Raw genomic sequence first — 22,909 nt, 5'->3', positions numbered from 1 at the left:
CGCTAGTCCCGCGTCGTGATGTCGGACCAGAGTGCGCCGGTGACGCCTTCGTCGATCAGGTTGCGCAGGAGATGCAGTAGCGACAGCAGGCTCCCGACGAAGAGCGGCGCCACCGTCCAGCCGGCCGAAATGCCGAGCATCGGCGTCAGGTTCGGCAGTTCGCGCTGGAGATAGCGCCAGGAAAACCAGGTCAGCGTGCCGAGAACCGCCGCTGTCGCGAGCAGCGCCACGACGCCGAAGAGGGTGCAGAGCCAGCGCGGGGCGAACAGCACCACGACATCGATGATGATGTGGGTCCGGGCATGGAAGGCGTTGGCGATGCCGAGGAAGATCATCCAGCCGAACAGCAGCAGGATCAGTTCCTCGGACCAGGTCAGCGGATCGTTCAGCGCGTAGCGGAAGACGACGGCGGCGCAGACCAGCGTCGCGATCGCGCCGTGCAGCGCGGCAAGGAAGGCGTTCTCCAGGCGGCTCGACCAGTCGTCGAGCCGCCGGATCAGGTCGAGCCCGGTCATGCCGGTCAGCGCTTGCGCTGAGCGTCGATGGCGGCGAGCACGCTGTCGAGATGGGCCTTGCCCCAGCGGCCCTCCATCGCGGTTGCCACGACCTTGGACCTGGCGGCGAAGGCGTCGCGATCGACATCCTCGACGATCTTGGAGCGGCCGGACTTGCGGATGTCCTCGAGCATCGAGGCCTCGCGCTTCTGCTGGAGATAGGTGTTCATGGCCGAGGCGCGGGCGGCTTCGGCGAACAGGACCTCGCGATGCTCGGGCTTCAACCGGGCGAGGCTGTCCTTGTTGATGACGATCATGTTGTTCTGGAGCATGTGCTTCGTCATCGCGACATAGCCCTGCACCTCATAGAACTTGCGCGAGAAGATCGTCGGGATCGGGTTTTCCTGGCCGTCGACCGTCTTCTGCTGGAGCGCGGTGTAGACCTCGCCAAAGGGAACCGGCGTCGGAGAGGCGCCATAGGCCTTGATCATCTCGACCCAGACCGGGCTTTCCGGCACGCGGATCTTGAGGCCCTGCAGGTCCTCCGGCTTCTTCACCGCGCGGTCGAGCGTCGTCATGTTGCGCCAGCCCCAGTACCAGATGCGGCTGACCGGGACGATGCTATGCTTGTCGCGGAGCTCGTCGAAGATCGGGTCGAAGGCAGCAGAGCGAATGATCGCCTCGGCCTCGCTCCAGTCCTTCCAGAGGAAGGGCGCGCTCGGAATCTCGAGGGCGGGTACGAGCGCGGAGGCGGCCGCCATCGAGGGCGCTGAGATGTCGAGGGCGCCTTCCTTGACCTGCTTGAACAGGTCGATTTCCTTGCCGAGCTGCTCGGCCGGGAAGACCTTGATGGTGACGGCGCCGCCGGTCGATTTGTTCACGCGATCGGCGAATTCCTGGAACAGTTCGCCGGCGATCTCGGTGGTGGTGTTCGCATGGCCAAAGCGCAGGGTCTGTGCCTGGGCGGCTGTCGCGAGGAAGCTGCCTGCGATCAGGCTCGCAGCGGCAAGGCGTCGTAGAAACATCATATCCTCCCGGATGTTATGGTGGTTCTTGCACAGCTGCCTCTGACGGGCGGCCTATTTGATCAGCCTCTCATGGGAGCCCTCGAGATGCCGTCGCATCGCCTCGGCGGCAGCTTCGGGATCGCCCGTCTCGAGCGCATCGATGATGCGGAAATGCTCGGCATGGGTGATCCCGACATCCTGCTCGCGGCTGAGGTAGAGCCGTGAAATGTGCAGATGGAAGCGCAGGTCGTCATAGCTCTTCAGCGCGACCTGATTGCCCGCCGCTGTCAGGATGAGGCGGTGGAAGCGGTCATCGGCTTCGGTGAACGCGCGGTGGCTGCGATACTCGCGGGACGGCGGATCGGCCATCATGACCGCGACGGCGTCGCGCAGCGCCGTGATGACATCGGCGCCGGGGCGCCGCCTGGCGGCCTCTGCCGCGGCCCAGGGCTCGATCACGCTCCGAAAGCTGTAGACGTCCTCGTAATAGTTGCGATCGGGCAGCGCCGCGGTCGCGAAGCCGACGAAGGGGACGGCCGACACGAGCCCTTCCGCGACGAGCCGCGTCAGCGCCTCGCGGATCGGCGTCGAGCTGACGGCCAGTTCGCGCACCAGCCCATCGACATTGAGCTTTTCGCCCGGCGCATAGGCCTGATCGAGGATGCGTTCCTTGATCGCCTCATAGACCTGGTCGCCAAGGACGACCCGTTCGATCTTTCGCGCCCCGTTCAATGCCTATTATCCTGCATCTTGGATCGTGCACGATTTAGGGATGAACTTTCTTTGGAGTCAATCCAAATCGCCGACGTGCCGCGACTTCACTTGGCACTGGCCAATGAGTGGACGACCTCGATGTGCCGCAGACGAGTGCCGCACCGGCGATCGCGGCTCTTGCAGAGCAGGGGCAGGCAGCGAATAGTCGCCGTCGACCACTGCTCTGGAACTGGGGTCCATCGTGGCATTTGTTGAACAGCCGGTTGTTGCACTGTTCATTTCGCTGGCTCTTGGCCATTTGATCGGAAAGATCAGAATTGGCCCCGTTCAGATCGGCGGTGTCTGCGGCACGCTCTTCGTCGCATTGGCCCTTGGGCAACTTGGTGTCACCATCAGCGCGGACCTGAAGAACACGGCGTTCGCGCTGTTCATCTTCGCTCTCGGGTTTACGGCCGGACCGCAGTTCTTCAACAATATCCGTGGTGGCTGGCGCTACGGAATCCTGTCCTTCGTCGAGGTCGGGACGGTCCTGCTGCTGCTTACAGCGGCCATCATCTTGTTCCGCCTGGATCCCGGCACCACGTCGGGGCTCTTCGCCGGCTCGGCCACGGAATCGGCTGTGCTCGGGACGGCTTCGGATGCGATCGCCCGGTTGGCCCTGCCGGCAGCCGAAGTGGCGCGGCTGCAATCCAACATGGCGACGGCCTATAGCGTCACCTACCTCTTCGGCCTCGTGGCGATCGTCGTCTTCACGACGCAGATCGGTCCCCTGCTGCTGCGGATCGACGTGCGCGAGGAATCCGCCGCGCTTGCAAAACAACTGGGAGCCGAGGACGACGCGGGCAAGGAGAACGGCGTGCCCGAGATCGTCTCCCGCTGCTTCCATGCCGGGCCGATTGCGGGAAGCAGCGTCGGCGCCTTCGAAAACAGCGTCAATGGCGTTGTGACCATCGAACAGGTCGGCCGCGGCGAAGGTTTTACCAAGGCAACCACGGACATGGTGCTGGAGGCCGACGATGTTGTCCTCGTGCTCGGCCGCCGCCGCGCCGTCATCGCGATCAGCGAGAGATTGGGCGCCGAGGTGCCGATGCCGGCAGGCGACAACGTGCCACTCGTCGAGCGCGAGGTCGTGCTCGTCCGTAGCGAGGTGATGGGGCGCCGGATTCGGGATCTTCGTCGGCTGGCGAGCGCGGAACAGCGGCGCGGTGTCTTCATTTCGCGCATCAGGCGGCTCGGGCATATCGTTCCGGCTTTGCCGGGCACCGTTCTCGAGCAGGGCGACGTCCTGACGCTCTACGGCTCCGAGGACGCGATCACGCGGGCGGCCCCGGAGCTCGGCCACTTGCTCCCGGCGACTTCGAGTACCGACTTCGTGATGCTCGGGCTGGGAGTGGTCGCGGGTCTCCTGCTGGGAGAACTGAGCTTCAGGGTCGGCGCCCTGAACCTGACGCTGGGGACCGGCGGTGGTGCGCTCGTCTCCGGCCTGGTCTTCGGCTGGCTCCACATGCATCGCCCGCATTATGGCGCGATACCGCTGCATGCTGCGGAGTTCATGAAGGACTTCGGCCTGGCGACCTTCATCGCCGCAATCGGTCTGTCGGTCGGGCCCGATGCCTTCGCGCTGCTCAAGCAGTACGGGCTGGTGCTGCCGGTCCTGGCGATTCTCGTCTCCGCACTGCCGGCCCTGGCTTCTCTCTATATCGGGCATTACCTGCTGAAGATCGAGGCTCCGATCCTGCTCGGAGCCATCGCTGGCCAGCACTGCAGCACCCCGTCGATCAGCGCATTGGTCTCCCTCGCTGGCAATTCGACGCCGGTGATCGGCTACACCGTGACCTATGCGATCTCGAACGTCCTGCTGCCGCTGATGGGGCCGGTCGTGGTTGGCATGGTCGGGCTGATCGGGTGAAGGGCGTCCGCTGCGGCTGCTTCAGCGGCAGCCCGAAGGGCTCGAAGAGGCGTCGTGAGCTCGCGCTGTGTCTGGGTGGGGTCGATGGCCGCACAGGGGCACGCAAGGCTGCGGTCCTGCTTCGACGACAGGTTGCATTGACAAATTGGTCACAATCACCCATATAGGGGCATCGATCTTAGGCCGAATGAATTGGCCCCCGCGCTAATGGCGCGCTAGCTGACGAACTTCCCGCTCAAAATCGAACACCGTGTGAGGCGTCGTCTCACGCGAATTAATGCCTTGCGAGAAGGAATTCGTCATGGCCACCGGCACTGTTAAATGGTTCAATTCGACTAAGGGTTTCGGCTTCATTCAGCCCGATGATGGCGGTCAGGATGCTTTCGTCCACATCAGCGCTGTCGAGCGTGCTGGTCTGCGCGAGCTCCGCGAAGGTCAGAAGATCACCTTCGAGCTCGTCCAGGACAAGCGCTCTGGCAAGATGTCCGCGGACAATCTTCGCGCCGAGTGATCTGCATGACCGTGCAAACGTAGCATTCCGAATCGAGTGGCGACCACGGATGTACTGGCGCCCCCCTTTCAGGACGATACGCCGCACGGTTGGACGAAGGGTCGGGATTACCCGGCCCTTTTTTCTTTTCTGAAAGGAGCCCGAGATGCAGGTTCTCGTTCGCGACAACAATGTCGACCAGGCGCTGCGCGTCCTGAAGAAGAAGATGCAGCGCGAAGGCGTCTTCCGCGAGATGAAGCGGCGTGCGGCGTATGAGAAGCCGTCCGAGAAGCGGGTTCGCGAGAAGGCTGACGCCATTCGGCGTGCACGCAAGCTGGCGCGCAAGCAGGCTCAGCGCGAAGGACTGATCGCAGCGCCGAAGCCCAAGGCCAAGCCTGTTCGTCCGCCGCGTCTTGCACCGGCGGCAGCCTGAGCTCAGGCCAGCCTGACGATGCCGGCGCAAGGGTCTGCTCGACGCAGTCCAGTGCGCCTGGATGCGCGCTACCGATAGGGCGCGTCGCTGTGAGTGCCGCCAACCGGGCGGCAATCGTGAAGGAGTGGACTGCCATGTCGACCAAAGGACTCTCGGCCGACGAAGCCAAGCGCCGGGCCCAGGCGAATTTGGAGAAGGCCGAGCAAAAGCGGCAGGAAGCCCAGCGTGGGCTGGATGCGCAGCGCGCCGCCCAGGTTGCCGTCACGGAGAAGACCGCGCGCTTGCGCGCGCTGCGGCTGGCGAAGGAAGCCGCAGACGCAGAGGCCGCCGCGATCGCCGAGGCTGCACSGCCCAAGACCGTAGCGTCCAAGCGCACGAAGCGGGCCTGACGGACCGGCGGCTTGCGACCCGCGCGTGCCCGGCCTGGAACGACGTTCCGCGCCCAGAGGGCAGGCCGCTAGCTGCGCCCCGGCGCCGGGTGAAAGAGCCGCCCCTTCTCGACCACCAGAACCACCGCGAGCGCCATGAGCCCGCAGAGTGAGAAGCCGAGTGTCAGCGGCACGACCGTGCCGTTGAAATGCTGGCCGACATAGAAGCCGAGCAGTGCTCCGCCGACCGTGGTGATGAAACCCTGGACGGACGAGGCCGTACCCGCGACATGGCCAAGCGGATCCATCGCCATCGCCCCAAAATTCGGCGCCAGCAGGCCAAAGCAGAACATCGTCCCACCCTGCATGATGGCGAAGAGCCAGAGCGTTTCCTTGCCGGCAAGGGCCAGCACCGCATGCAGGCTGGTCAGCGTGATATAGCCGAGCAATGCGCCATGCGAGACCCGGCGCATGCCGAGTCGGCCGACGATGCGCGAATTCAGCAGTGACGCGACCGCCATGCATGCGGCGATCAGGGCGAAGATGGTGGTGAACCATTCCGGCGCCCGGAAGACATCGACAAAGACCTGCTGTGCCGAGTTGATGAAGCCGAACAAGCCGCCGAGAACGAAGGTCATCGCCAGCATGTAGCCGACGCCGATGCGCGAGGTCAGCACCGTGCGGAAGGCGGAGACGATGCTGGCGAACTTGATCGGCGTACGGTCCTCCTCATGCAGCGTCTCGGGCAGGCGCATTGCGGTCCAGAGCATCACGATGGCGCCGAAGGCGGTCAGAACGCCGAAGATCCAGCGCCAGGGTGCGACCCAGAGGATCGCCTGGCCGATCGAGGGCGCCAGAATCGGTACGGCCAGGAAGACGATCAGGGCCAGCGACATGACGCGGGCCATGTCGCGGCCGGAATAGCAGTCCCGTACGATCGAGACCGCGAGCACCCGCGTCGCGGCTGCTCCGACGCCCTGCAGCACGCGCGCCGCCATCATGATCTCGAAGGAGCCGGAGAAGGCAGCGAACACACTGGCGACGACATAGATGCTGAGCCCGGTCAGCAGCACGGGCCGTCGGCCGAAGCGGTCGGAAAGCGTGCCGTAGATGATCTGGGCCACACCAAAGCCGAGCAGATAGCTGGTGACGATCCACTGCCGGTCGTTCGGCTCGGCAATGCCGAGTGTCTCGCCCATTTGGGGCAGGGCCGGCAGCATGGCGTCGATCGCAAGCGCGTTTGTCGCCATCAGTGCGGCCATCATCGCCACGAAGGGATAGAAACCCATGCCGTGGCGCGGCCGGGCAATGTCGAATGTGTCGGTCATTTCTGCCTGCTGCCGGGCACAGCCCGGAACGTCCCGTCTCGCAGATGGGAGAGGCCAGCAAGATAGCCGGCCGATTCTCGCAGGATTAGGCGATGCGCCGCTGCGCAACAACCCGGCCAGAGGCCGGGTTTGGCATGCACTCAGCGTGGAACGACGCCTATTCCGCCGCCGGCTGCTGCTGCGGCATCAGCGCATTGTCGATCTCATTGGCGCGGATCGCTGCCGGGCGGGCCTGCAGTCGTTTGGCATAGGCCTCGAAGGCCGGCCGCCGCTCCATCGTGCCGAATTGCAGGCCCCAGCCGATCTGCGCGCCGAGATAGACATCGGCCGCGCTGAACCTGTCGCCGACCAGATACTCGCCCTGCGATACCGCTTTTTCCAATGTGTCCATGACATCGGCGAAGCAGCCATAGCCGACCGAGCCGGTCTTCTCCGGTGGCACCTCGACGCCAAGCATCTTGTTGGTCACCGCAGCTTCGGTCGGGCCGGCGCCAAAGAAGAGCCAGCGATAATAGGGGCCGCGCTCCTTGCTGCCCGGTGCCGGCGCCAGCCCGGCCTGGGGAAAGGCGTCCGCGAGATAGGCGCAGATCGCGGCGCATTCGGTGACGATCATGTCGCCATGCTTCAGGGCCGGCACCTTGCCCATCGGATTGAGCGCCTTGTACGCGGCCGCCTTCATCGGCGGGCCGAAGCCGACCAGCTCGGTGCGATAGGGCTGGCCGACTTCCTCCAGCATCCAGCGCACGATCCGGCCGCGTGACATCGGGTGGGTGTAGAAGACGAGTTCATCGCTCATGCTGCGTTCCTCCTGTGGAGGGCGAGACTAACCACGACGCATGACCGCGCAATGGCAGCAATCGAAACCGCGGCGGGCCTGCTGCGTTGTCTGAAGCGAAAGGATGACGTCCATGTTCGAAATCCTCGCTGGGCCCGATCATGTCGCGGCCTACCGCCTCTCCGGCACGCTGACCGTGGAGGATTATGACAGTGTGATCGCCGATATCGACGTACGGCTGACCCGGCACGAGAAGATCGGCGTTCTGGTCGATCTGACCGGCTTTCACGATATCACGCTCCGGGCGGGTGCCAGGGATCTGCGCTATGGGTTCAGCAAGCTGTCGGAACTCAGGCGCTTTCCGCGTGAGGCCCTGATCAGCGACAAGGGCTGGATCGAGACGCTGGTGGCGATCGCCAATCCGGTCATCCCCTTCGTCGAGATCCGCTGCTTCAAACCGATCGAGTACGAGGCGGCGCTGGCCTGGGCCAGCGAGATCGAGGGCGGGCCCGAGGCTTAGGTTGCACGTGCCCGGAGCGCGTTGCCGCGACAGCGAACCGCGCGCCTCACCCATAGCTGACATCGCGCGTCAGGACTGCGCGTGCGTGGCCTGTCATTCCTCCCCAGCGGTGCTATCGACATGCTCTGGTCGACGGAGGAATTCAGATGCGGCAGGACGCATTGTTCGAGCGCCTTTGGAGTGGCGCAGCGCAGATGGAAGAATGGACCGAGGCGGTCTCTGCCGGCGCCATCACTGCGGTGGCAGAGAACATCATCACCGTCCACACCACCTATTTCTGCGGCGGCGTCACGGCCATTCGGACGAGTGAAGGCCTTGTCCTGATCGATACGGCCAAGCCAGACACCGCCGCCCAGACGCTCGCGACGATCCGCAGCTGGGACGACAGCCCCATCCACACCGTGATCTATACCCACGGCCATATCGACCACACCAGCGGCATCAAGGTCATCGACGAGGAGGCCGATGCGAGAGCGAGGCCGCGGCCGAGAATCGTGGCTCATCGCAACGTCGCGCGCCGGATGGAGCGATACGAAGCCTCCCATGGCTTCAACAGCATCGTGCAGGGGCAGCAGTTCAACAAGCCGGACTATGTCTATCCGATAGGCCAGCGGCGTCCCGATGACGTCTATGACGACACGCTATCGCTTGCGATCGGTGGCGAACAGCTCGAACTCATCCACGGGCGCGGCGAGACCGACGATGCCACATTCGTCTGGCTGCCGCGGCGGCGCGTGCTGGCGAGCGGGGACTTCGTAATCTGGGTTTTCCCGAATGCAGGCAATCCGCGCAAGGTCCAGCGCTATGCAGCCGAGTGGGCTGTCGCCCTGCGCCGGATGGAGCGCCTGAAGCCGGACATCCTGATCCCCGGACATGGCCCGGTCATTGTTGGGGAGGGCCGGGCAGCGCAGGTGTTGCGCGACGGGGCCGAAGCGCTTGAGCATCTGGTTCGCGATACCCTGGCGCTGATGAACAAGAGTGCGACGCTCGACGAGGTGCTGCGCGCGGTCAAGGTACCGGCCGCCTATCTGGCGAAGCCCTATCTCGTGCCGAAATATGATGACCCCGAATTTCTGGTCCGGGGGATCTACCATTTCTATGCGGGTTGGTTTGACGGAAACCCCGCAAACCTGAAGCCGGCGAAGAACGCTGATCTTGCGTCCGAACTGGCTCGGCTTGCGGGTGGTGCCGAGAAACTGGCTGAGCGAGCCGCGGCGCTGGCCGAGGACGGCCAGACGCGCCTCGCCGTTCATCTTGCCGAGTTCGCGAGTTCAGCAGCGCCCGAGGATCGAGGGATCCAGGCAATCCGGGGCGCGGTGCTCCGGAAAGCCATCGATGGCGAAAGCTCGTTGATGGGCAAGGCATTCCTCGCCGTCTACGAGCGCGATGCAAAAGAACGGTCGGCGGGCTGAGCAGCGCATCCAGCGGCTGTTTCCGGCCGCTGGAGATCGTCCGCGGTCTATCCCTCTTATTCGCGCCCGAGTCGGACGCCCGATTGCGCATCGAAGACGTGGACTCGGTCGGGGTCGACCGAAATCCACAGGCGCTTGGCCTCGGCGGCGACATCGCCGGTTGCGGCCTGCATCACGAAGGGCTGTCCGGCAAGCTTGCCGTGGAAGAGCTGGGTCGCGCCCAGCTCCTCGATGAACTCGACATCGAAGGGCAGGGCCCCGGCCTGGCCCTCGGACGCGATCTCGATATCCTCCGGCCTCAGGCCCACCTCGACCTTCGTTCCCGATGCGAGGTTCTGCTTGAGGTCACGCGCTTCGAGGAGCGCGTCGCCGAGCGCAACGATGCCGGGTCCGTCGATGGCTGCCGGCAGCAGGTTCATCGGCGGCGAGCCGATGAAGGTCGCGACGAAGCGGCTTGCCGGTTTGCGATAGACCTCGGCCGGGACGCCGATCTGCTCGACTTGGCCGCCATTCATCACAACGAGCTTGTCGGAGAGCGTCATCGCCTCGACCTGATCGTGCGTGACATAGATCGCGGTGACGCCGAGCGCCCGCTGCAGCTTCTTGATCTCGACGCGCATTTGCACGCGCAGTTTCGCGTCGAGATTGGAGAGCGGCTCGTCGAACAGGAAGACCTGGGGCTTGCGCACGATGGCGCGGCCCATGGCGACGCGCTGGCGCTGGCCGCCCGAGAGCTGGCGCGGCCGGCGCTCCAGCAGGCCTTCGATCGCGAGGATGCGGGCTGCTTCCTTGACCCGCTTCTCGATCTCGTCCTTCGGCGTCCCGCGGTTGCGCAGGCCATAGGCCATGTTGTCGTAGACGCTCATATGCGGATAGAGCGCATAATTCTGGAACACCATGGCGATGTCCCGGTCCGCCGGTTCGATCTGGTTGACAACCCTGCCGCTGATCGAGACTTCGCCGGACGAGATCGTCTCCAGGCCTGCCACCATCCGCAGCAAAGTGGACTTGCCGCAGCCGGAGGGGCCGACCAGCACGCAGAAGCCGCCATCGGGAATGTCGAAAGAGACGCCCTTCACGGCCTCGACGCCGCCGGCATAGACCTTCTTGACGCTGGAAAGAGTAACCTGGGCCATTGGGTTCCTTGGTCGGTCGGTAACGGATAATCGGCGATCGGCTCAGCGGGCCGGGCTGCCGGTACGCAATGTCACTTCTCGGTTTCCACCAGGCCCTTCACGAAGAGCCGCTGCATGGCGATGACGACGAAGACGGGCGGCAGCATCGCCAGCATCGCGGTTGCCATGGCGAGCTGCCATTCGGTGAGCGCATCGGCCGTGGTGATCATCTTGCGGATGCCGATGACGATGGTCTGCATCGAATCCTTGGTGGTGACCAGCAGCGGCCAGAGATACTGGTTCCAGCCATAGATGAACTGGATGACGAAGAGCGCCGCGATCGTGGTGAGCGAGAGCGGGACCACCGTATCCTTGAAGAACTTGAACGGACCGGCGCCATCGATCTTCGAGGCCTCGAGCAGTTCGTCGGGGATCGTCATGAAGAACTGCCGGAACAGCAATGTGCCGGTCGCCGAGGCGATCAGCGGCACGGCGAGGCCCTGGTAGGTATCGAGCATGCCGAGATCGGAGACGACCTTGAAGGTCGGGAAGATGCGGACTTCGACCGGCAGCATCAGGGTGACGAAGATGATCCAGAATGCCGCCATCCGAAACGGGAAGCGATAATAGACGACTGCGTAGGCAGAGAGCACGGAGATGAAGATCTTGCCGAACGCGATGGCCAGCGCCATCACGAAGGAGTTGAACATCATCACGGCCACCGGCTCGCGGGTCGAGCCCGAGGTCCCGACGAAGAGGATGCGGTAGTAGTTCTCGAAGAAATGCGGGCCAGGATAGAGCGGGAGCTGGCCGTTGATGATGGTCGCAGCATCCCAGGTCGAGGCGACGAAGGTCAGCCAAACCGGAAAGGCGACGATCAGCACGCCGATCGTCAGGATGATATAGGCGACGATGTCGCCGAAGCGGCGGTTCTCGACCATCAGTGCCAGGCCTCCCCGTCGCGCAGCAAGGCCGCGAGCGCCTCGGCGCAGGCGTTGAGGAATTCCTCGCCCTTCTTCGGCGTCGCGCGCCGCGCATCGCCGATCACGCCGGTCTCCGTCATCTCACGGAAGGGGCGGTAGCGCGCGACGGTCGGGCGCATCAGGCCACGCGGATCCGCGCCGAGCATGCCGAAGGCCTGCCCCAGCCGCTCCTGCTTCACCGTTTCCGGCGCCAGCACCATCATCATCGAGGTCTCGATCTCGCAGGCATGCATCACGCTGGTCTGATCCTGCATGAAGGGCAGCATCGCAGTCTGCGCCAGCTCGAAATAGGTGGTCGCGATGATGCGCAGGCCGGTCTCGCGGGCGAAATCCGGCAGGAATGCACCGAGCGCGGCGATATTGCCGCCATGGCCATTGACGATCACGACCCGGCGGAAGCCATGCCGCTCGATGCTCCTGAGCAGCGAAAGCAGCACGGACCGATAGGTCGGGATGTCGAAGGTGAAGGTGCCGCCGAAGGCCATGTGATGCTCGGCCATGCCGCACCAGAGCGTCGGGGCGACCACGACATCGGCCTCGTCCAGGCGCTCGGCCGCGGCCTTGCAGACGCCCTCGCACAGGATGGTGTCGACGCCGACCGGCAGGTGCGGCCCGTGCTGTTCCATCGAGGCCACGGGCAGGACGACGATCGCATCCTTCGCCGCCTTGTGACGCAGATCCTCGGCCGTCAGTTCCTTCCAGAGCACCGAGGCCATCAGTAATTCACCTTGCGCTCGATGAAGCGGAACTGCACCGCCGTCATGGCGATGACCATCACGAGCAGGATGACCGATTGTGCCGCCGAGCCACCAAGATTGGAGCCGCCCTTGCCGTCGGAATAGACCTTGTAGACCAGCGTCTCGGTCGCGCCCGCAGGCCCGCCGCCAGTGACCGTGTCGATGATGCCGAAGGTGTCGAAGAAGACATAGACGATGTTGACGACGAGCAGGAAGAACGTCGTCGGCGAGAGCAGCGGGAAGATGATGGTCCAGAAGCGGCGCATCGGCCGCGCGCCGTCGATCACCGCCGCCTCGATCACGCTCTTGGGGATCGATTGCAGCCCGGCGAGGAAGAACAGGAAATTATAGCTGATCTGCTTCCAGGTCGCGGCGAGGATGACCAGCGTCATGGCGTCATTGCCGTTGAGCCGGGGATTCCAGGCGATGCCGAGGTTCTGCAGTCCACGCGCGAGCATGCCGAGCGAGGGATCGAACATGAAGATCCAGAGCACGCCGGCAATGGCGGGAGCCACGGCATAGGGCCAGATCAGCAGGGTCTTGTAGATCTCCGCGCCGCGGATCTGGCGGTCGGCCATGACGGCAAAGAGCAGCGCGATCGAGAGCGAGAACACGCAGACAAAGGTCGAGAAGATCGCGGTGTTGCGCAGCGCCTTGAAGTAACCCGGATCGGAAAAGAGGCTCTGGTAGTTTTCGAACCAGACGAACTGGGTCGACGTCCCGAAGGCGTCTTCCAGCAGGAAGGACTGCCAGACCGCCTGGCTTGCGGGCCAATAGAAGAACACGACCGTGATCGCGAGCTGCGGCAGGAGCAGCAGGAGCGGGATCGTCAGGCTCCGGAAATAGGCGTTCTTCTGCATGCAGCCCGTGAAGCAAGAGAAAAGCCGGGGCGGAATGCCCCGGCTCTGGATCGTAGCCGGTTCAGCGCGAGGCGGTCCGTTCGAACTGACGCAGTGCCTGATTGCCACGCTCGACGGCGGCGTCAAGCGCAGCCTTCGGTGTCTTCTGGCCGTTCAGCGCCGCTTCGAGCTCTTCCGACCAGATGTCGCGGATCTGGACCAGGCCGCCGAAGCGCAGGCCGCGCGAATTCTCGGTCGGCTCCTTGTTGTTGAGTTCCAGCAGCGGCGTCTCGAGATAGGGCTTGTCCTTGTAGAAGCCCGAGTCCTTGACCTTGGCATAGGCGGCCTTGGTGATCGGCAGATAACCGGACTCGGTGTGCAGCTTCACCTGGCGGTCGACATCGGACAGGAAGGTGAAGAACTTGGCGACGCCCTTGTATTCGTCAGCCTTCTTGCCGCCCATCACCCACAGCGAAGCGCCGCCGATGATCGAGTTCTGCGGTGCCCCGGCCGCTTCCGGATAGTACGGCATCGCGGCGTTGGCCCAGTCGAACTTGGCATTGGCCTTGACGTTGCCGAAGAAGCCCGACGAGGTCAGCATGATCGGGCATTCGCCCGAGGTGAAGCGGCCTTCACCGTTATTGGTGCGGCCGGAGTAATCGTAGGTCTTGTCCTTCTGCAGCTCGACCAGGTTGGTCCAGTGCTTCAGGAAGAGCGGGCTGTTGAAGTTGAGGACGGTGTCGAAACCATCGAGACCATTCGCCTTGGTCGCGATCGGGATGTTGTGCCAGGCACCGAACTGCTCGATATTGGCCCAGGTCGCCCAGGCATTGGTGAAGCCGCACTTGTCATATCCGGCGGCCTTCAGCTTCTTCCCGGCCTCGAAGACTTCTGGCCAGGTCTTCGGCGGGGCGTCGGGGTTCAGGCCCGCCTTCTTGAAGGCGTCCTTGTTGTACCACATCACCATGCTCGACGAGTTGAACGGCATGGAGAGCATGTCGCCCTTGGCGGTCGAGTAGTAGCCGGTGATCGCCGGCAAATAAGCCTTGGGATCGAAAGGCTCGCCGGCTTCCTTCATCAGTTCGTGCACGGGCTTCACCGCGCCCTTGGCCGACATCATCGTGCCGGTGCCGACTTCGAAGACCTGCAGGATGTGCGGCGCGGTTCCGGCGCGGAAGGCGGCGACGCCGGCATTCAGCGTGTCGGGATAGGAGCCCTTATAGGCCGGAACGACCTTGTATTCCTTCTGGGAGGCGTTGAATTCCTCGGCCAGCTTTACGACAACGTCGTTATTGGCGCCGGTCAGCGCATGCCACCACTGGATCTCTGTCTGCGCGACGGCCGGAGCCGCACCGGCCAGCGTCAACACCGCGGCCGAAATCATCAAGCGCGATCTGGATGTCATCTATCTCTCCCTTATGCCCCGCTCGTGCGGGCGGCTCTTGTCGTTGGTGCGCAAGCTAGCATGAAGAACAGGTGACGTTTCAATGACAATCGCACGACATGTGCGCCATGTCTGATCCGCGTCCCTGCACTCTTGCACATTGGCTGCGAAGCGGCTGTTCTCGCCTGCGACTTTCAACGTGACAATTCCACCAACGGACGATCGATCATGCCCGAGCTTGCCCTGACGCCACGGAACACTTTGCCGGCGGACGCCGCAGCCGCCGCGCTCGCTGGCCGGGTCTGGCGCCCGGACGTCGCCGGTCCCGCGGTCGTTGTTCTGCGCGGTGATGAACTTGTGGATATCACCGCTGCCTTCGCCACGATGCGCGATCTCTGCGAGACGGCCGATCCCGCAGCCGCCCTGCGCGCCGCCAAGGGCCAGCCCATCGGGACGCTCGCCGACATCCTTGCAAACACGCCGCCTTCGCGTCGCGATGCGACGAAGCCCTGGCTGCTCGCACCGCTCGACCTGCAGGCGGTCAAGGCCGCCGGAGTGACCTTCGCGGTTTCGATGCTGGAGCGCGTGATCGAGGAGAAGGCGCGGGGCAACCCGGCCGCCGCCGCCACGATCCGCGAGGAGATCGGCAAGCTCATCGGTGACGATCTCTCGAAGCTGAAGCCCGGCTCGCCCGAGGCGATGCATCTCAAGGACGTGCTGATCAAGCAGGGAGCCTGGAGCCAGTATCTCGAGGTCGGTATCGGGCCGGATGCCGAGATCTTCACCAAGGCGCCGCCGATGTCGGCCGTCGGCACCGGTGTCGATGCCGGCCTGCACCCGGCCTCGACCTGGAACAATCCCGAGCCGGAGATCGTGCTGATCGTCGCCTCGACCGGCGCCATCGTCGGAGCAACGCTCGGCAATGACGTCAATCTGCGCGACGTCGAGGGCCGTTCGGCGCTGCTGCTCGGCAAGGCCAAGGACAACAATGCAGCGGCAGCGGTCGGTCCCTTCATCCGCTTCTTCGACGCCGGCTTCTCGCTCGACCATGTCCGCAGGACAACCGTGACGCTGACGGTCGAGGGCGAGGACGGCTTCAGGCTCGAAGGCTCGTCCTCGATCGCAAAGATCAGCCGCGACCCGGCTGATCTTGCTGCGCAGATGCTCAATCGCAACCATCAGTATCCCGATGGCGCGGCGCTCTATCTCGGCACCATGTTTGCTCCAATCAAGGATCGCGACACGCCGGGCGGCGGCTTCACCCACAAATATGGGGACATCGTCACGATTGCCGCGCCGGAACTGGGAGCGCTCGTCAATTGCATGCGCCGCACCGATGAATGCGAACCCTGGACCTTCGGCGCCTCGCATCTGATGCGCAATCTGGCGAAGCGCGGGCTTCTGTGAACCAGGGGGCGGTCCTCGTCTTCGGCGAAGCGCTCGCCGATCTGGTGCCGGAGGATGGGTGCGGCGAGCGCTATCAGTGCGTGCTGGGCGGATCCGGTTTCAACACGGCGCTGGCGCTCGCCCGCTGCGGCACCTCCGTGGCTTATTGCGCGACGCTCTCGCGCGACGTCACGGGGCGGCGCTTCCAGGCCCGGCTTGTGGCAGAGGCGATCGATCGGCGCTTCGTTGCTGAGAGCGATGCTCCCACACCGTTGGCGGTCGTTGCCCCGCTTGGGGTCGATGGCGGGGCGCGATATCACTTCCACCTCGCCGGTACGGCACTGGCCGAGCCTCCGCCATTGCCCGACCTCACGGGTTTTGGCCATCTGCATGTCACCTCGTTCGGAGCGACGATCGGCCCATCCGGGGACGCGGCGTTGACGCTGCTGCGCCAGGCGCGCTCCGCCGGCCTGAGCACCAGCTATGACGTCAATATCAGGCSGCCGGCGCTGCCGGATCGGGAGGCGGCGCTTGCCGCCATCGAGCAGCGCATGGCGCTGTCAGACCTCATCCGGCTCAGTACGGACGATGCCGACTGGCTCTATCCCGGCGGCTACGTTGCGCCGCTGCGCCGTTGGTTCGACCGGGGCGTTTCAGCGATCCTGCTGACCGAGGGCGATCGCGGAGCGGCGCTCGAACGGCCAGGGAAAAGGACTGTCCGCGGCTTCGTTCCGGTTGCAGAGCTGGTCGACACGATCGGCGCCGGCGACAGCTTCATCGGCGCATTTCTCGCTTCGCTCGCGCAGGCGGGCGAGCTCGGAGCAGGACTGCGCGGATTGTCAGACAGCGTTGCCGCATCCGCAATGGGTTTCGCGGCAGAGGTCGCAGCCGAGACCTGCGGCCGGCGCGGCTGCGATCCGCCGCGTCTCACACCCAAACCACCCTATGAGTGAGGGGAACGCGCCAATGCGCCTGAGCTATCTCGACTACCACACCTGCGGCGAGCCGGTGCGCATCGTTACGGGCGGCTATCCCGAGCTGACCGGCGCGACGATTCTCGACAAGCGTCGACAGGCGCGCGACAGCCACGATCAGCTGCGCCGTGCGATGATGCTGGAACCGCGCGGCCATGCCGGAATGTACGGTGTCATTCCGGTCGAGGCGAGTCATCCCGAGGCTGCCTTCGGCGTGCTCTTCACTCATAACGAGGGCTACTCGACGATGTGTGGCCACGCCACCATCGCGCTCGGCCGCTATGCGATCGAGCGCGGCCTGGTGCCGGCGGTCGAGCCCGTCACGCACTTTGCCATCGAGGCGCCCTGCGGCCTGCTGCGGCTCGCCTGCGACGTCGCCGACGGGAAGGTCGGGGAGGTGCGCTTCGAGAGTGTGCCGGCCTTCGTCCATGCCCGCGACCGTGTGGTCGAGGTGCCCGGCTACGGAAGCGTCACGACGGACATCGCCTATGGCGGAGCCTTCTACTGCATCCTTCCGGCTTCACGCTTCGGGCTCGATCTCTTCGAAACCCCGGTCGAGCAGTTGACCGAGGCTGCTGCTGCCCTCACCGACATTGTGCGGGCCGGCGCGCCGATCACGCATCCCACCGAGCCCGATCTTGGCTTTCTCTACGGGACGATCGTGACCGACGAGGCCGGACCGGGCGAGACCAGTTTCAACCTCTGCATCTTCGCCGAGCGGCAGATCGACCGCTCACCGACCGGCTCGGGCGTGACCGCCCGCATGGCGCTCGACCACGCCAAGGGGCTGCTCGGGCTGGGGCGGACACGGAGTTTCCGCAGTATCACAGGCGGGCGTTTCTCGGGGCGTGTCCTCGGGCCTGCTGCCTATCCCGCCGAGGGAGCGGTCACCGTCGAAGTCGGCGGCCTCAGCTACCTCGCAGGCGAGGGCGCCTTCATTATCGAGGCCGACGATCCGCTCGGACTGGGCTTCGCTTTGCCATCCCGTTTCGCGGAGATCAGTCCTCTCCGAGATGGGTGATAGCGGTCTGCGGTCGGCCGCTGTCGTCCGCGGCACTGTGCTTCGGACCGTCATCGTTCGCTGAATCCCGCTCGGCGGTGAACATACCCGCCGCATTATCGCCCGGCGCGCGAGCCCCCTTCACTCGACCGCAGAGTGCATTGGCCATGGCTTGTGCAGGATACGAGTAAGGTTTCTCTGTCATGTTGGCTGTGAGGCCAAGGATCTGGGCATGACGGTTGGGGACATGAGAGAGGGCAGAAGGCCCGGCTCCGCGCTTGGCGTCGCGCAGATGTTAAGTCGGCTCGCTGGAGCACCGCTGATCTGGCTGGTCGCGTTCGCAGCAGCGGTTGTCATTGGCCTGATGCTGCCCCTGCGCCTGCCGCTGGGCCCCAACTACTGGGACACGAACATCTATCTCGATGCTGCGCAACGCATCGAGGTCGGGCAACTGCCCAATATTGACTTTTTCGCCCCTGTCGGCCCTCTCGGCTACTATCTTGTGACCTGGCTCCACGCCCTGTTTCCGCAGGCGCAGCCGATGCTGCTGGCGAACTGGGGCATCTTGCCGGTCGCCTTGCCAATGATGGCGCTGATTGCCGCCCATGTCGGGAAGCGCTCGCGTGGCCAGGCACTGGCCCTGTTGCTACCTTTCCTGTTGTTCGCGTCGCTGCCGATCAACCTGCACAGCCTCTATCCGATGCCAGGCTTCGATGGCTTCGGGCACTATAACCGCCATATCAGCCTCCTRCTTTACCTGCTCGTGTCGACACTCCTCTTCGTCGAGGCGCGCCGCCTGCAAGTGGGGCTTGTCGTCCTGCTGCTGCTCACCCTCTTCCTGGTCAAGGTCACGGGAGCGGTGTCGGGGACGTTCCTCGTCGGCTATGCGGTTCTGTCCGGACGGATGCGCCTGCGCGACGCGTCCGTCGCCGCGGCGCTGGTCATTGCCGTGCTCGCGCCGCTCGATTTCGTGACCGGCATCGTGCGCGCCTATGTCGATGACATCCTGACCCTGCTCGGCCTGAACACCGGCGCCTTGCTGCCGCGCTTTCTCACCGTCGCTTCGGTGAAGTTCAATGTCGTCGGGCCGAGCCTACTGCTGCTTGTCGCGCTTGCCTATGCTGCCTGGCTGGGGGGCGGCAGGCTTTCCCGGGCCCGATTGCACGGGCTCCTGGCCTCGCCGTTGGGATGGTTCGCCGCGGTTCTGCTGGCGCTGACCCTGTTCGAGACCCAAAACACGGGTTCGCTCGAATTCATCGGGCTCTGGCCCGTCCTTCTGGTGATCCTGGCGGAATGGAGCGGTCGCACCGACCGGCTCGGCAGGATCGTGACGGTCCTGGCCCTGGTGGTTGCCCTGCCGTCGGCCTTGATCTTCGTCGAGCGCAGCGCGCGCGCGGTCCTCGGTGCGGTGAACTACAAGGCACTTGCCGTGCCCGATCTCGGTCCGCTCGGTCGGGTCAGCGTCAAGCCCGACATCGCCGAACGTGCGGTGATCATGCTCGCACATTACGCGGCGCAGCAGACGGGCTATCGCGATCTTGCCGAGCGCGGCGAGCTGCCTTCCTACATTCTCTATTCGGAGATCGACTATCAGGCGACCTGGCTGCTCGAAGTGCAGCAGGGCATCACGGCGATCCGCGCCTGGGAAGCGGCCAATGGGCGCCGGCTCGACAGTCTCTTCACGCTCGATTTCACCGATCCGTTCAACCAACTGCTCGACCGCAGGCCGCCGCGAGGCGTGCCGATCGGTGTCGATCCCGGCCGGACCACGCCGGAGATCGATCCGCCAACGCTGGAAAGCCTGAAACAGGTCGACGCCATCCTGGTTCCGAAATGCCCTCTGACGACGGCGCGCGAGACCATCGCCGCGCATTTCTCGGAGGCCCTGAAAGGGCGCCGGCTGGTCGCGCTGGCGCCCTGCTGGGACATGTATCTGAAGGCGTAAGGGAACTGCCTCTCAGGCCGTCACCCCGCCGGTCTGCCCTGCCTCCCAGCCGAGGATGGCGCGCTTGCGCGTCAGGCCCCAGTGATAGCCGGTCAAGGCCCCGGACTTTCCGATGACGCGATGGCAGGGCACGACGAAGGAGATCGGGTTCTTGCCGACTGCCATGCCGACCGCCCTTGCCGCCGTTGGCCGGCCGAGATGGCAGGCGACATCGCCATAGGTCGTCGCCCTGCCGACCGGGATCTTCAACAGGGTCTCCCAGACGCGCACCTCGAAATCCGTGCCGATCAGCACGACCCGCAATGGCGTCTCGGCGGCCCAGGCCTTCGGGTCGAAGATCCGGCCTGCATAGGGCCGGGTCGAGGCGGGGTCGAAGCGATAATCGGCATGCGGCCAACGCCGCATCATGTCGGCCAGGGCCTCCGCCCGGCCGCCAACGACCTTGCCGCCATCGACGCTGGTCGAGACCCAGCCGAGCCCCGCGAGCCCGCGTTCCGTCACGACGATCAGTGCTTCGCCGAAGGGGGATTCATGGAAGCCGTAGGAGAGGCGCAGGCCTTCGCCGCCGCTCTTCCACTCGCCGGGCGACATCGCCTCATGCGTGACGAAGAGGTCATGCAGTCGGCCGGGCCCCGAGAGCCCAACCTCCAGCGCCGTGTCGAGCACGCTGGCCGATGACCCGAGCAGGCCCTTGGCATGGTCGAGCGTGATCGCTTGCAGAAAGGCCTTGGGGGTCAGCCCGCACCAGCGCCGGAAGAGATGGTGCACGTCGGTCGGGGTCGCGCCGGCAGCGTCCGCGATCGCCTCGATCGTCGGCTGCTCGCGCCAGTTCTCCGTGATGTAGGCCAGGATGCGCCGAACGGTATCGTAGTCGGACCCGGGCGCAGCGGCGGGAAAATCCGCCTCTGCCGGCATGGCCTGCGCGGCGCGGGCGAGCACGGCATTGGAGAATCGGGTGGGTGTCATTGCCGTTTTCATCGGGACCTGAGCGTTCATGGTCGTGAGCCTCGTGTCATGGATCATGACCGGGAATCTAGGGCCGGGAGGATGCCGCCTCCACCCGAAAGCTGGCAAGCTCTGCGGCCTTGCCACGCGATTCGAGCCGTCTGCCACCATGTCCCGTCCCGACCAGGACATCATCGGCCTCTACCAGCGCCATGCCCGGGCCTTCGACGAGCTACGATCGAGGACGCTTGTCGAAAAGGCCTGGCTTGATCGCTTCCTGCAGCTCCTTCCGGCCGGGGCATCGATTCTCGATATCGGCTGCGGCGCCGCGGAGCCGATTGCGCGCTATTTCATCGAGAGTGACTATCGCGTGACCGGCATCGATGCCTCGGCCCCTCTGATCGATCTCTGCAGGCAACGCTTCCCGGCCAATGACTGGCAGATCGGCGACATGCGCAAGCTTTCACTGAAGCGCCGCTTCGACGGGCTGATCGCCTGGGACAGTTTCTTTCATCTCACCCCCGAAGACCAGCGACCGATGTTCCCGATCTTCAGAGAGCATGCTGCGCCGGGCGCGGCGCTGATGTTCACCAGCGGGCCCCGGCATGGCGAGGCAATCGGCTCCTTCGAGGGTGAGCGGCTCTATCACGGCAGCCTGGCCCCGGCGGAGTACGGGGCCCTGCTCGACGAGAACGGCTTCGACGTCCTGTCCCATGTCGCCGAGGACCCGGACTGCGGCGGGCACACGATCTGGCTCGCAAGATTGAGATAGCCACCGGTCCGCAATTGAAACCTGCGCTCCTGTCGGGGCAGTATTGTACTGCTTGTTAATGACATTCCTGCATATGTCGAAGACGACGTGAAGGCGTGTACTCCATCTTGTGGTAGGCCTTGGTTCCCTAGCGTCATGTCGCGAATCATCGAGCTGTTCCATGAGCGAGCCGCCTCATCTGCTTAACCTCGGCAGCGACATGCGGGCTCCGCCCAAGGACGTCCCTTACGACGTCCCGCTGACTGACCTCGAGGAGCTATCCCTGAGCCTGTCGATGGCGCGGGGCCTCGACGAGATCATGGCGATCGTGCGGGGCAGCGCGCGAAGGCTTGTCGGGGCAGACGGAATCACCTTCGTCCTGCGCGAAGGCGACCAATGCTACTATGCCGACGAGGATGCGATCGCGCCGCTCTGGAAGGGCCAGCGCTTTCCCTTCGAATCCTGCATTTCCGGCTGGGCGATGGGGCATCGCGAAGTCGTCGTCATCGACGATATCTATGCCGACAGCCGTATCCCGCACGCGGCCTATCGTCCGACATTCGTACGCAGCCTCGTCATGGTTCCGGTTCGACCGGAGGACCCCGTCGCTGCAATCGGAGCCTATTGGGCAAGCAAGCAGCCGCCGTCCGAAGCCAGCGTCATCGTGCTCAAGCGCATCGCCAACAGCGCTGCTGTCGCGATGACCAATGTCGCCCTCCTCAACTCGCTCCGGGCAGCCAAGGAAGAGGCTGTGCGGGCGAAAGAGGCAGTCATCCTGGCAATGGCATCGCTGGCGGAGACCCGGGACAGCGAGACGGGAAACCACATCCGCCGCACCCAGCATTATGTTCGTGCCCTCGCCAGGGCTTCGCGCGACCGGGGCCTGTACATGCAGGTGCTCGACACGGATATGGTCGATCTTATCTACAAATCCGCGCCACTGCACGATATCGGCAAGGTCGGCATCCCCGACAGCATCCTGCTCAAGCCAGGTAAGCTCGACGCGGACGAGTTCGCCGTGATGAAGACGCATGCCGAGTTGGGCCGGCAGGCCATCGCCGAGGCCGAGCGGCATCTCGGCGGAGTGAGCTCGTTCCTCAGCCTGGCCATGGAGATCGCCCATAGCCATCACGAGAAATGGGATGGCAGCGGCTATCCACGAGGATTGAAGGGAGAGGAGATCCCTCTCTCGGGGCGGTTGATGGCGATCGCCGATGTCTATGACGCCCTCGTCACCGAGCGGGCGTACAAGTCGGCGCTCCCGCACGCCCAGGCGGTCGAGATCATCGTTGGCGACCGAGGGCGCCATTTCGATCCCGCGCTGACAGATGTCTTCGTGGAGATCGCTGCCAGCTTCGAGACGATCCACCGGACATTCTCGGACGGCCCTTAGGTCGCGA

General features: G+C 64.6%; 23 protein-coding genes. 12 read left to right on the top strand and 11 right to left on the bottom strand.

All coding sequences use genetic code 11. The annotated features are described in order from the left end of the window. Positions 1-2: 2 nt before the first annotated feature. The 3 genes from AC1DRP_RS05130 to AC1DRP_RS05120 are packed head-to-tail and all read right to left on the bottom strand — an operon-like array spanning position 3 to position 2,233. Complete coding sequence (locus AC1DRP_RS05130; protein ID WP_441490476.1) at positions 3-515, bottom strand: TRAP transporter small permease; 513 nt, start codon at positions 513-515, stop codon at positions 3-5. A 5-nt stretch (positions 516-520) separates the two neighbouring features. Beyond that, positions 521-1,519, bottom strand: a complete 999-nt coding sequence (locus AC1DRP_RS05125; protein WP_476767947.1) for a TRAP transporter substrate-binding protein — start codon at positions 1,517-1,519, stop codon at positions 521-523. Positions 1,520-1,573: 54 nt separating this feature from the next. Further along, complete coding sequence (locus AC1DRP_RS05120; protein ID WP_476767946.1) at positions 1,574-2,233, bottom strand: GntR family transcriptional regulator; 660 nt, start codon at positions 2,231-2,233, stop codon at positions 1,574-1,576. A 223-nt stretch (positions 2,234-2,456) separates the two neighbouring features. On the opposite strand from AC1DRP_RS05120, the gene aspT reads away from it, so the two are divergent. The 4 genes from aspT (at position 2,457) to AC1DRP_RS05100 (ending at position 5,436) form a co-directional block, all read left to right on the top strand. Beyond that, positions 2,457-4,124: an aspartate-alanine antiporter gene (gene aspT, locus AC1DRP_RS05115; RefSeq protein ID WP_441490473.1), complete on the top strand. Its 1,668-nt coding sequence runs from the start codon at positions 2,457-2,459 to the stop codon at positions 4,122-4,124. A gap of 301 nt (positions 4,125-4,425) precedes the next feature. Beyond that, positions 4,426-4,635: a cold-shock protein gene (locus AC1DRP_RS05110; protein ID WP_043234255.1), complete on the top strand. Its 210-nt coding sequence runs from the start codon at positions 4,426-4,428 to the stop codon at positions 4,633-4,635. Between the two features lie 145 nt (positions 4,636-4,780). Further along, complete coding sequence (rpsU, locus tag AC1DRP_RS05105; protein WP_441490472.1) at positions 4,781-5,047, top strand: 30S ribosomal protein S21; 267 nt, start codon at positions 4,781-4,783, stop codon at positions 5,045-5,047. A 134-nt stretch (positions 5,048-5,181) separates the two neighbouring features. Next, on the top strand, positions 5,182-5,436 hold the full coding sequence (locus tag AC1DRP_RS05100) for a hypothetical protein (RefSeq protein ID WP_476767945.1): 255 nt from the start codon (positions 5,182-5,184) through the stop codon (positions 5,434-5,436). Between the two features lie 68 nt (positions 5,437-5,504). Here the strand turns inward: AC1DRP_RS05100 and AC1DRP_RS05095 are convergent, their stop codons facing one another. Both AC1DRP_RS05095 and AC1DRP_RS05090 read right to left on the bottom strand, forming a co-directional pair. Continuing rightward, complete coding sequence (locus AC1DRP_RS05095; RefSeq protein WP_441490471.1) at positions 5,505-6,743, bottom strand: multidrug effflux MFS transporter; 1,239 nt, start codon at positions 6,741-6,743, stop codon at positions 5,505-5,507. A 157-nt stretch (positions 6,744-6,900) separates the two neighbouring features. Then, positions 6,901-7,539, bottom strand: coding sequence for a glutathione S-transferase family protein (locus tag AC1DRP_RS05090; protein WP_441490470.1), 639 nt, complete (start codon positions 7,537-7,539; stop codon positions 6,901-6,903). A 112-nt stretch (positions 7,540-7,651) separates the two neighbouring features. Between AC1DRP_RS05090 and AC1DRP_RS05085 the strand changes: the two genes are divergently transcribed. Both AC1DRP_RS05085 and AC1DRP_RS05080 read left to right on the top strand, forming a co-directional pair. Then, positions 7,652-8,038 (top strand): SpoIIAA family protein, encoded by a 387-nt coding sequence (locus tag AC1DRP_RS05085; protein ID WP_476767944.1) that lies wholly within the window; start codon positions 7,652-7,654, stop codon positions 8,036-8,038. Between the two features lie 146 nt (positions 8,039-8,184). Continuing rightward, the gene (locus AC1DRP_RS05080; RefSeq protein WP_476767943.1) at positions 8,185-9,450 is read left to right on the top strand and encodes an alkyl sulfatase dimerization domain-containing protein; all 1,266 of its coding nucleotides are present in this window, start codon (positions 8,185-8,187) and stop codon (positions 9,448-9,450) included. 56 nt (positions 9,451-9,506) lie between these two features. On the opposite strand, the gene AC1DRP_RS05075 is transcribed toward AC1DRP_RS05080, so the two are convergent. The 5 genes from AC1DRP_RS05075 to ugpB form a co-directional block, all read right to left on the bottom strand. After that, positions 9,507-10,586 carry a sn-glycerol-3-phosphate import ATP-binding protein UgpC gene (locus AC1DRP_RS05075; RefSeq protein WP_441490467.1) on the bottom strand — a complete coding sequence of 360 codons (1,080 nt, stop codon included), beginning with the start codon at positions 10,584-10,586 and terminating at the stop codon, positions 9,507-9,509. A gap of 71 nt (positions 10,587-10,657) precedes the next feature. Further along, on the bottom strand, positions 10,658-11,506 hold the full coding sequence (gene ugpE, locus AC1DRP_RS05070) for a sn-glycerol-3-phosphate ABC transporter permease UgpE (RefSeq protein ID WP_441490466.1): 849 nt from the start codon (positions 11,504-11,506) through the stop codon (positions 10,658-10,660). After that, a complete protein-coding gene (locus tag AC1DRP_RS05065) occupies positions 11,506-12,264 on the bottom strand; it encodes a creatininase family protein (RefSeq protein WP_069877983.1) in 759 nt (252 codons plus the stop codon). Before AC1DRP_RS05065 ends, ugpE begins: the two co-directional genes overlap by 1 nt. Next, positions 12,264-13,145, bottom strand: a complete 882-nt coding sequence (ugpA, locus tag AC1DRP_RS05060) for a sn-glycerol-3-phosphate ABC transporter permease UgpA (RefSeq protein ID WP_441490465.1) — start codon at positions 13,143-13,145, stop codon at positions 12,264-12,266. Before ugpA ends, AC1DRP_RS05065 begins: the two co-directional genes overlap by 1 nt. A 61-nt stretch (positions 13,146-13,206) precedes the next feature. Beyond that, positions 13,207-14,508, bottom strand: a complete 1,302-nt coding sequence (gene ugpB / locus AC1DRP_RS05055; protein ID WP_441490506.1) for a sn-glycerol-3-phosphate ABC transporter substrate-binding protein UgpB — start codon at positions 14,506-14,508, stop codon at positions 13,207-13,209. A 228-nt stretch (positions 14,509-14,736) separates the two neighbouring features. On the opposite strand from ugpB, the gene AC1DRP_RS05050 reads away from it, so the two are divergent. From AC1DRP_RS05050 to AC1DRP_RS05035, 4 genes are all read left to right on the top strand, one after another. Continuing rightward, positions 14,737-15,915 (top strand): fumarylacetoacetate hydrolase family protein, encoded by a 1,179-nt coding sequence (locus AC1DRP_RS05050; protein WP_441490464.1) that lies wholly within the window; start codon positions 14,737-14,739, stop codon positions 15,913-15,915. Further along, entirely contained in the window at positions 15,912-16,847 is a 936-nt protein-coding gene (locus AC1DRP_RS05045) for a PfkB family carbohydrate kinase (protein WP_476767942.1), read from the top strand. Before AC1DRP_RS05050 ends, AC1DRP_RS05045 begins: the two co-directional genes overlap by 4 nt. Positions 16,848-16,860: 13 nt before the next feature. Continuing rightward, a complete protein-coding gene (locus AC1DRP_RS05040) occupies positions 16,861-17,889 on the top strand; it encodes a proline racemase family protein (RefSeq protein WP_476767941.1) in 1,029 nt (342 codons plus the stop codon). A 271-nt stretch (positions 17,890-18,160) separates the two neighbouring features. Continuing rightward, positions 18,161-19,813, top strand: coding sequence for a hypothetical protein (locus AC1DRP_RS05035; protein WP_476767940.1), 1,653 nt, complete (start codon positions 18,161-18,163; stop codon positions 19,811-19,813). A gap of 12 nt (positions 19,814-19,825) precedes the next feature. Here AC1DRP_RS05035 and AC1DRP_RS05030 read toward each other — a convergent pair whose 3' ends face one another. Further along, positions 19,826-20,728 carry a methylated-DNA--[protein]-cysteine S-methyltransferase gene (locus AC1DRP_RS05030; protein ID WP_441490505.1) on the bottom strand — a complete coding sequence of 301 codons (903 nt, stop codon included), beginning with the start codon at positions 20,726-20,728 and terminating at the stop codon, positions 19,826-19,828. Positions 20,729-20,927: 199 nt separating this feature from the next. On the opposite strand from AC1DRP_RS05030, the gene AC1DRP_RS05025 reads away from it, so the two are divergent. Together AC1DRP_RS05025 and AC1DRP_RS05020 are read left to right on the top strand one after the other, a co-directional pair. Then, positions 20,928-21,530 (top strand): class I SAM-dependent DNA methyltransferase, encoded by a 603-nt coding sequence (locus AC1DRP_RS05025; RefSeq protein ID WP_476767939.1) that lies wholly within the window; start codon positions 20,928-20,930, stop codon positions 21,528-21,530. A 160-nt stretch (positions 21,531-21,690) separates the two neighbouring features. After that, positions 21,691-22,902, top strand: a complete 1,212-nt coding sequence (locus AC1DRP_RS05020) for an HD-GYP domain-containing protein (protein ID WP_476767938.1) — start codon at positions 21,691-21,693, stop codon at positions 22,900-22,902. The last annotated feature ends 7 nt before the right edge of the window (positions 22,903-22,909 follow it).

The sequence above is a fragment of the Allobosea sp. 01N443 genome (genome assembly GCF_056399325.1).
This window is presented reverse-complemented; position numbering and strand designations above follow the sequence as displayed.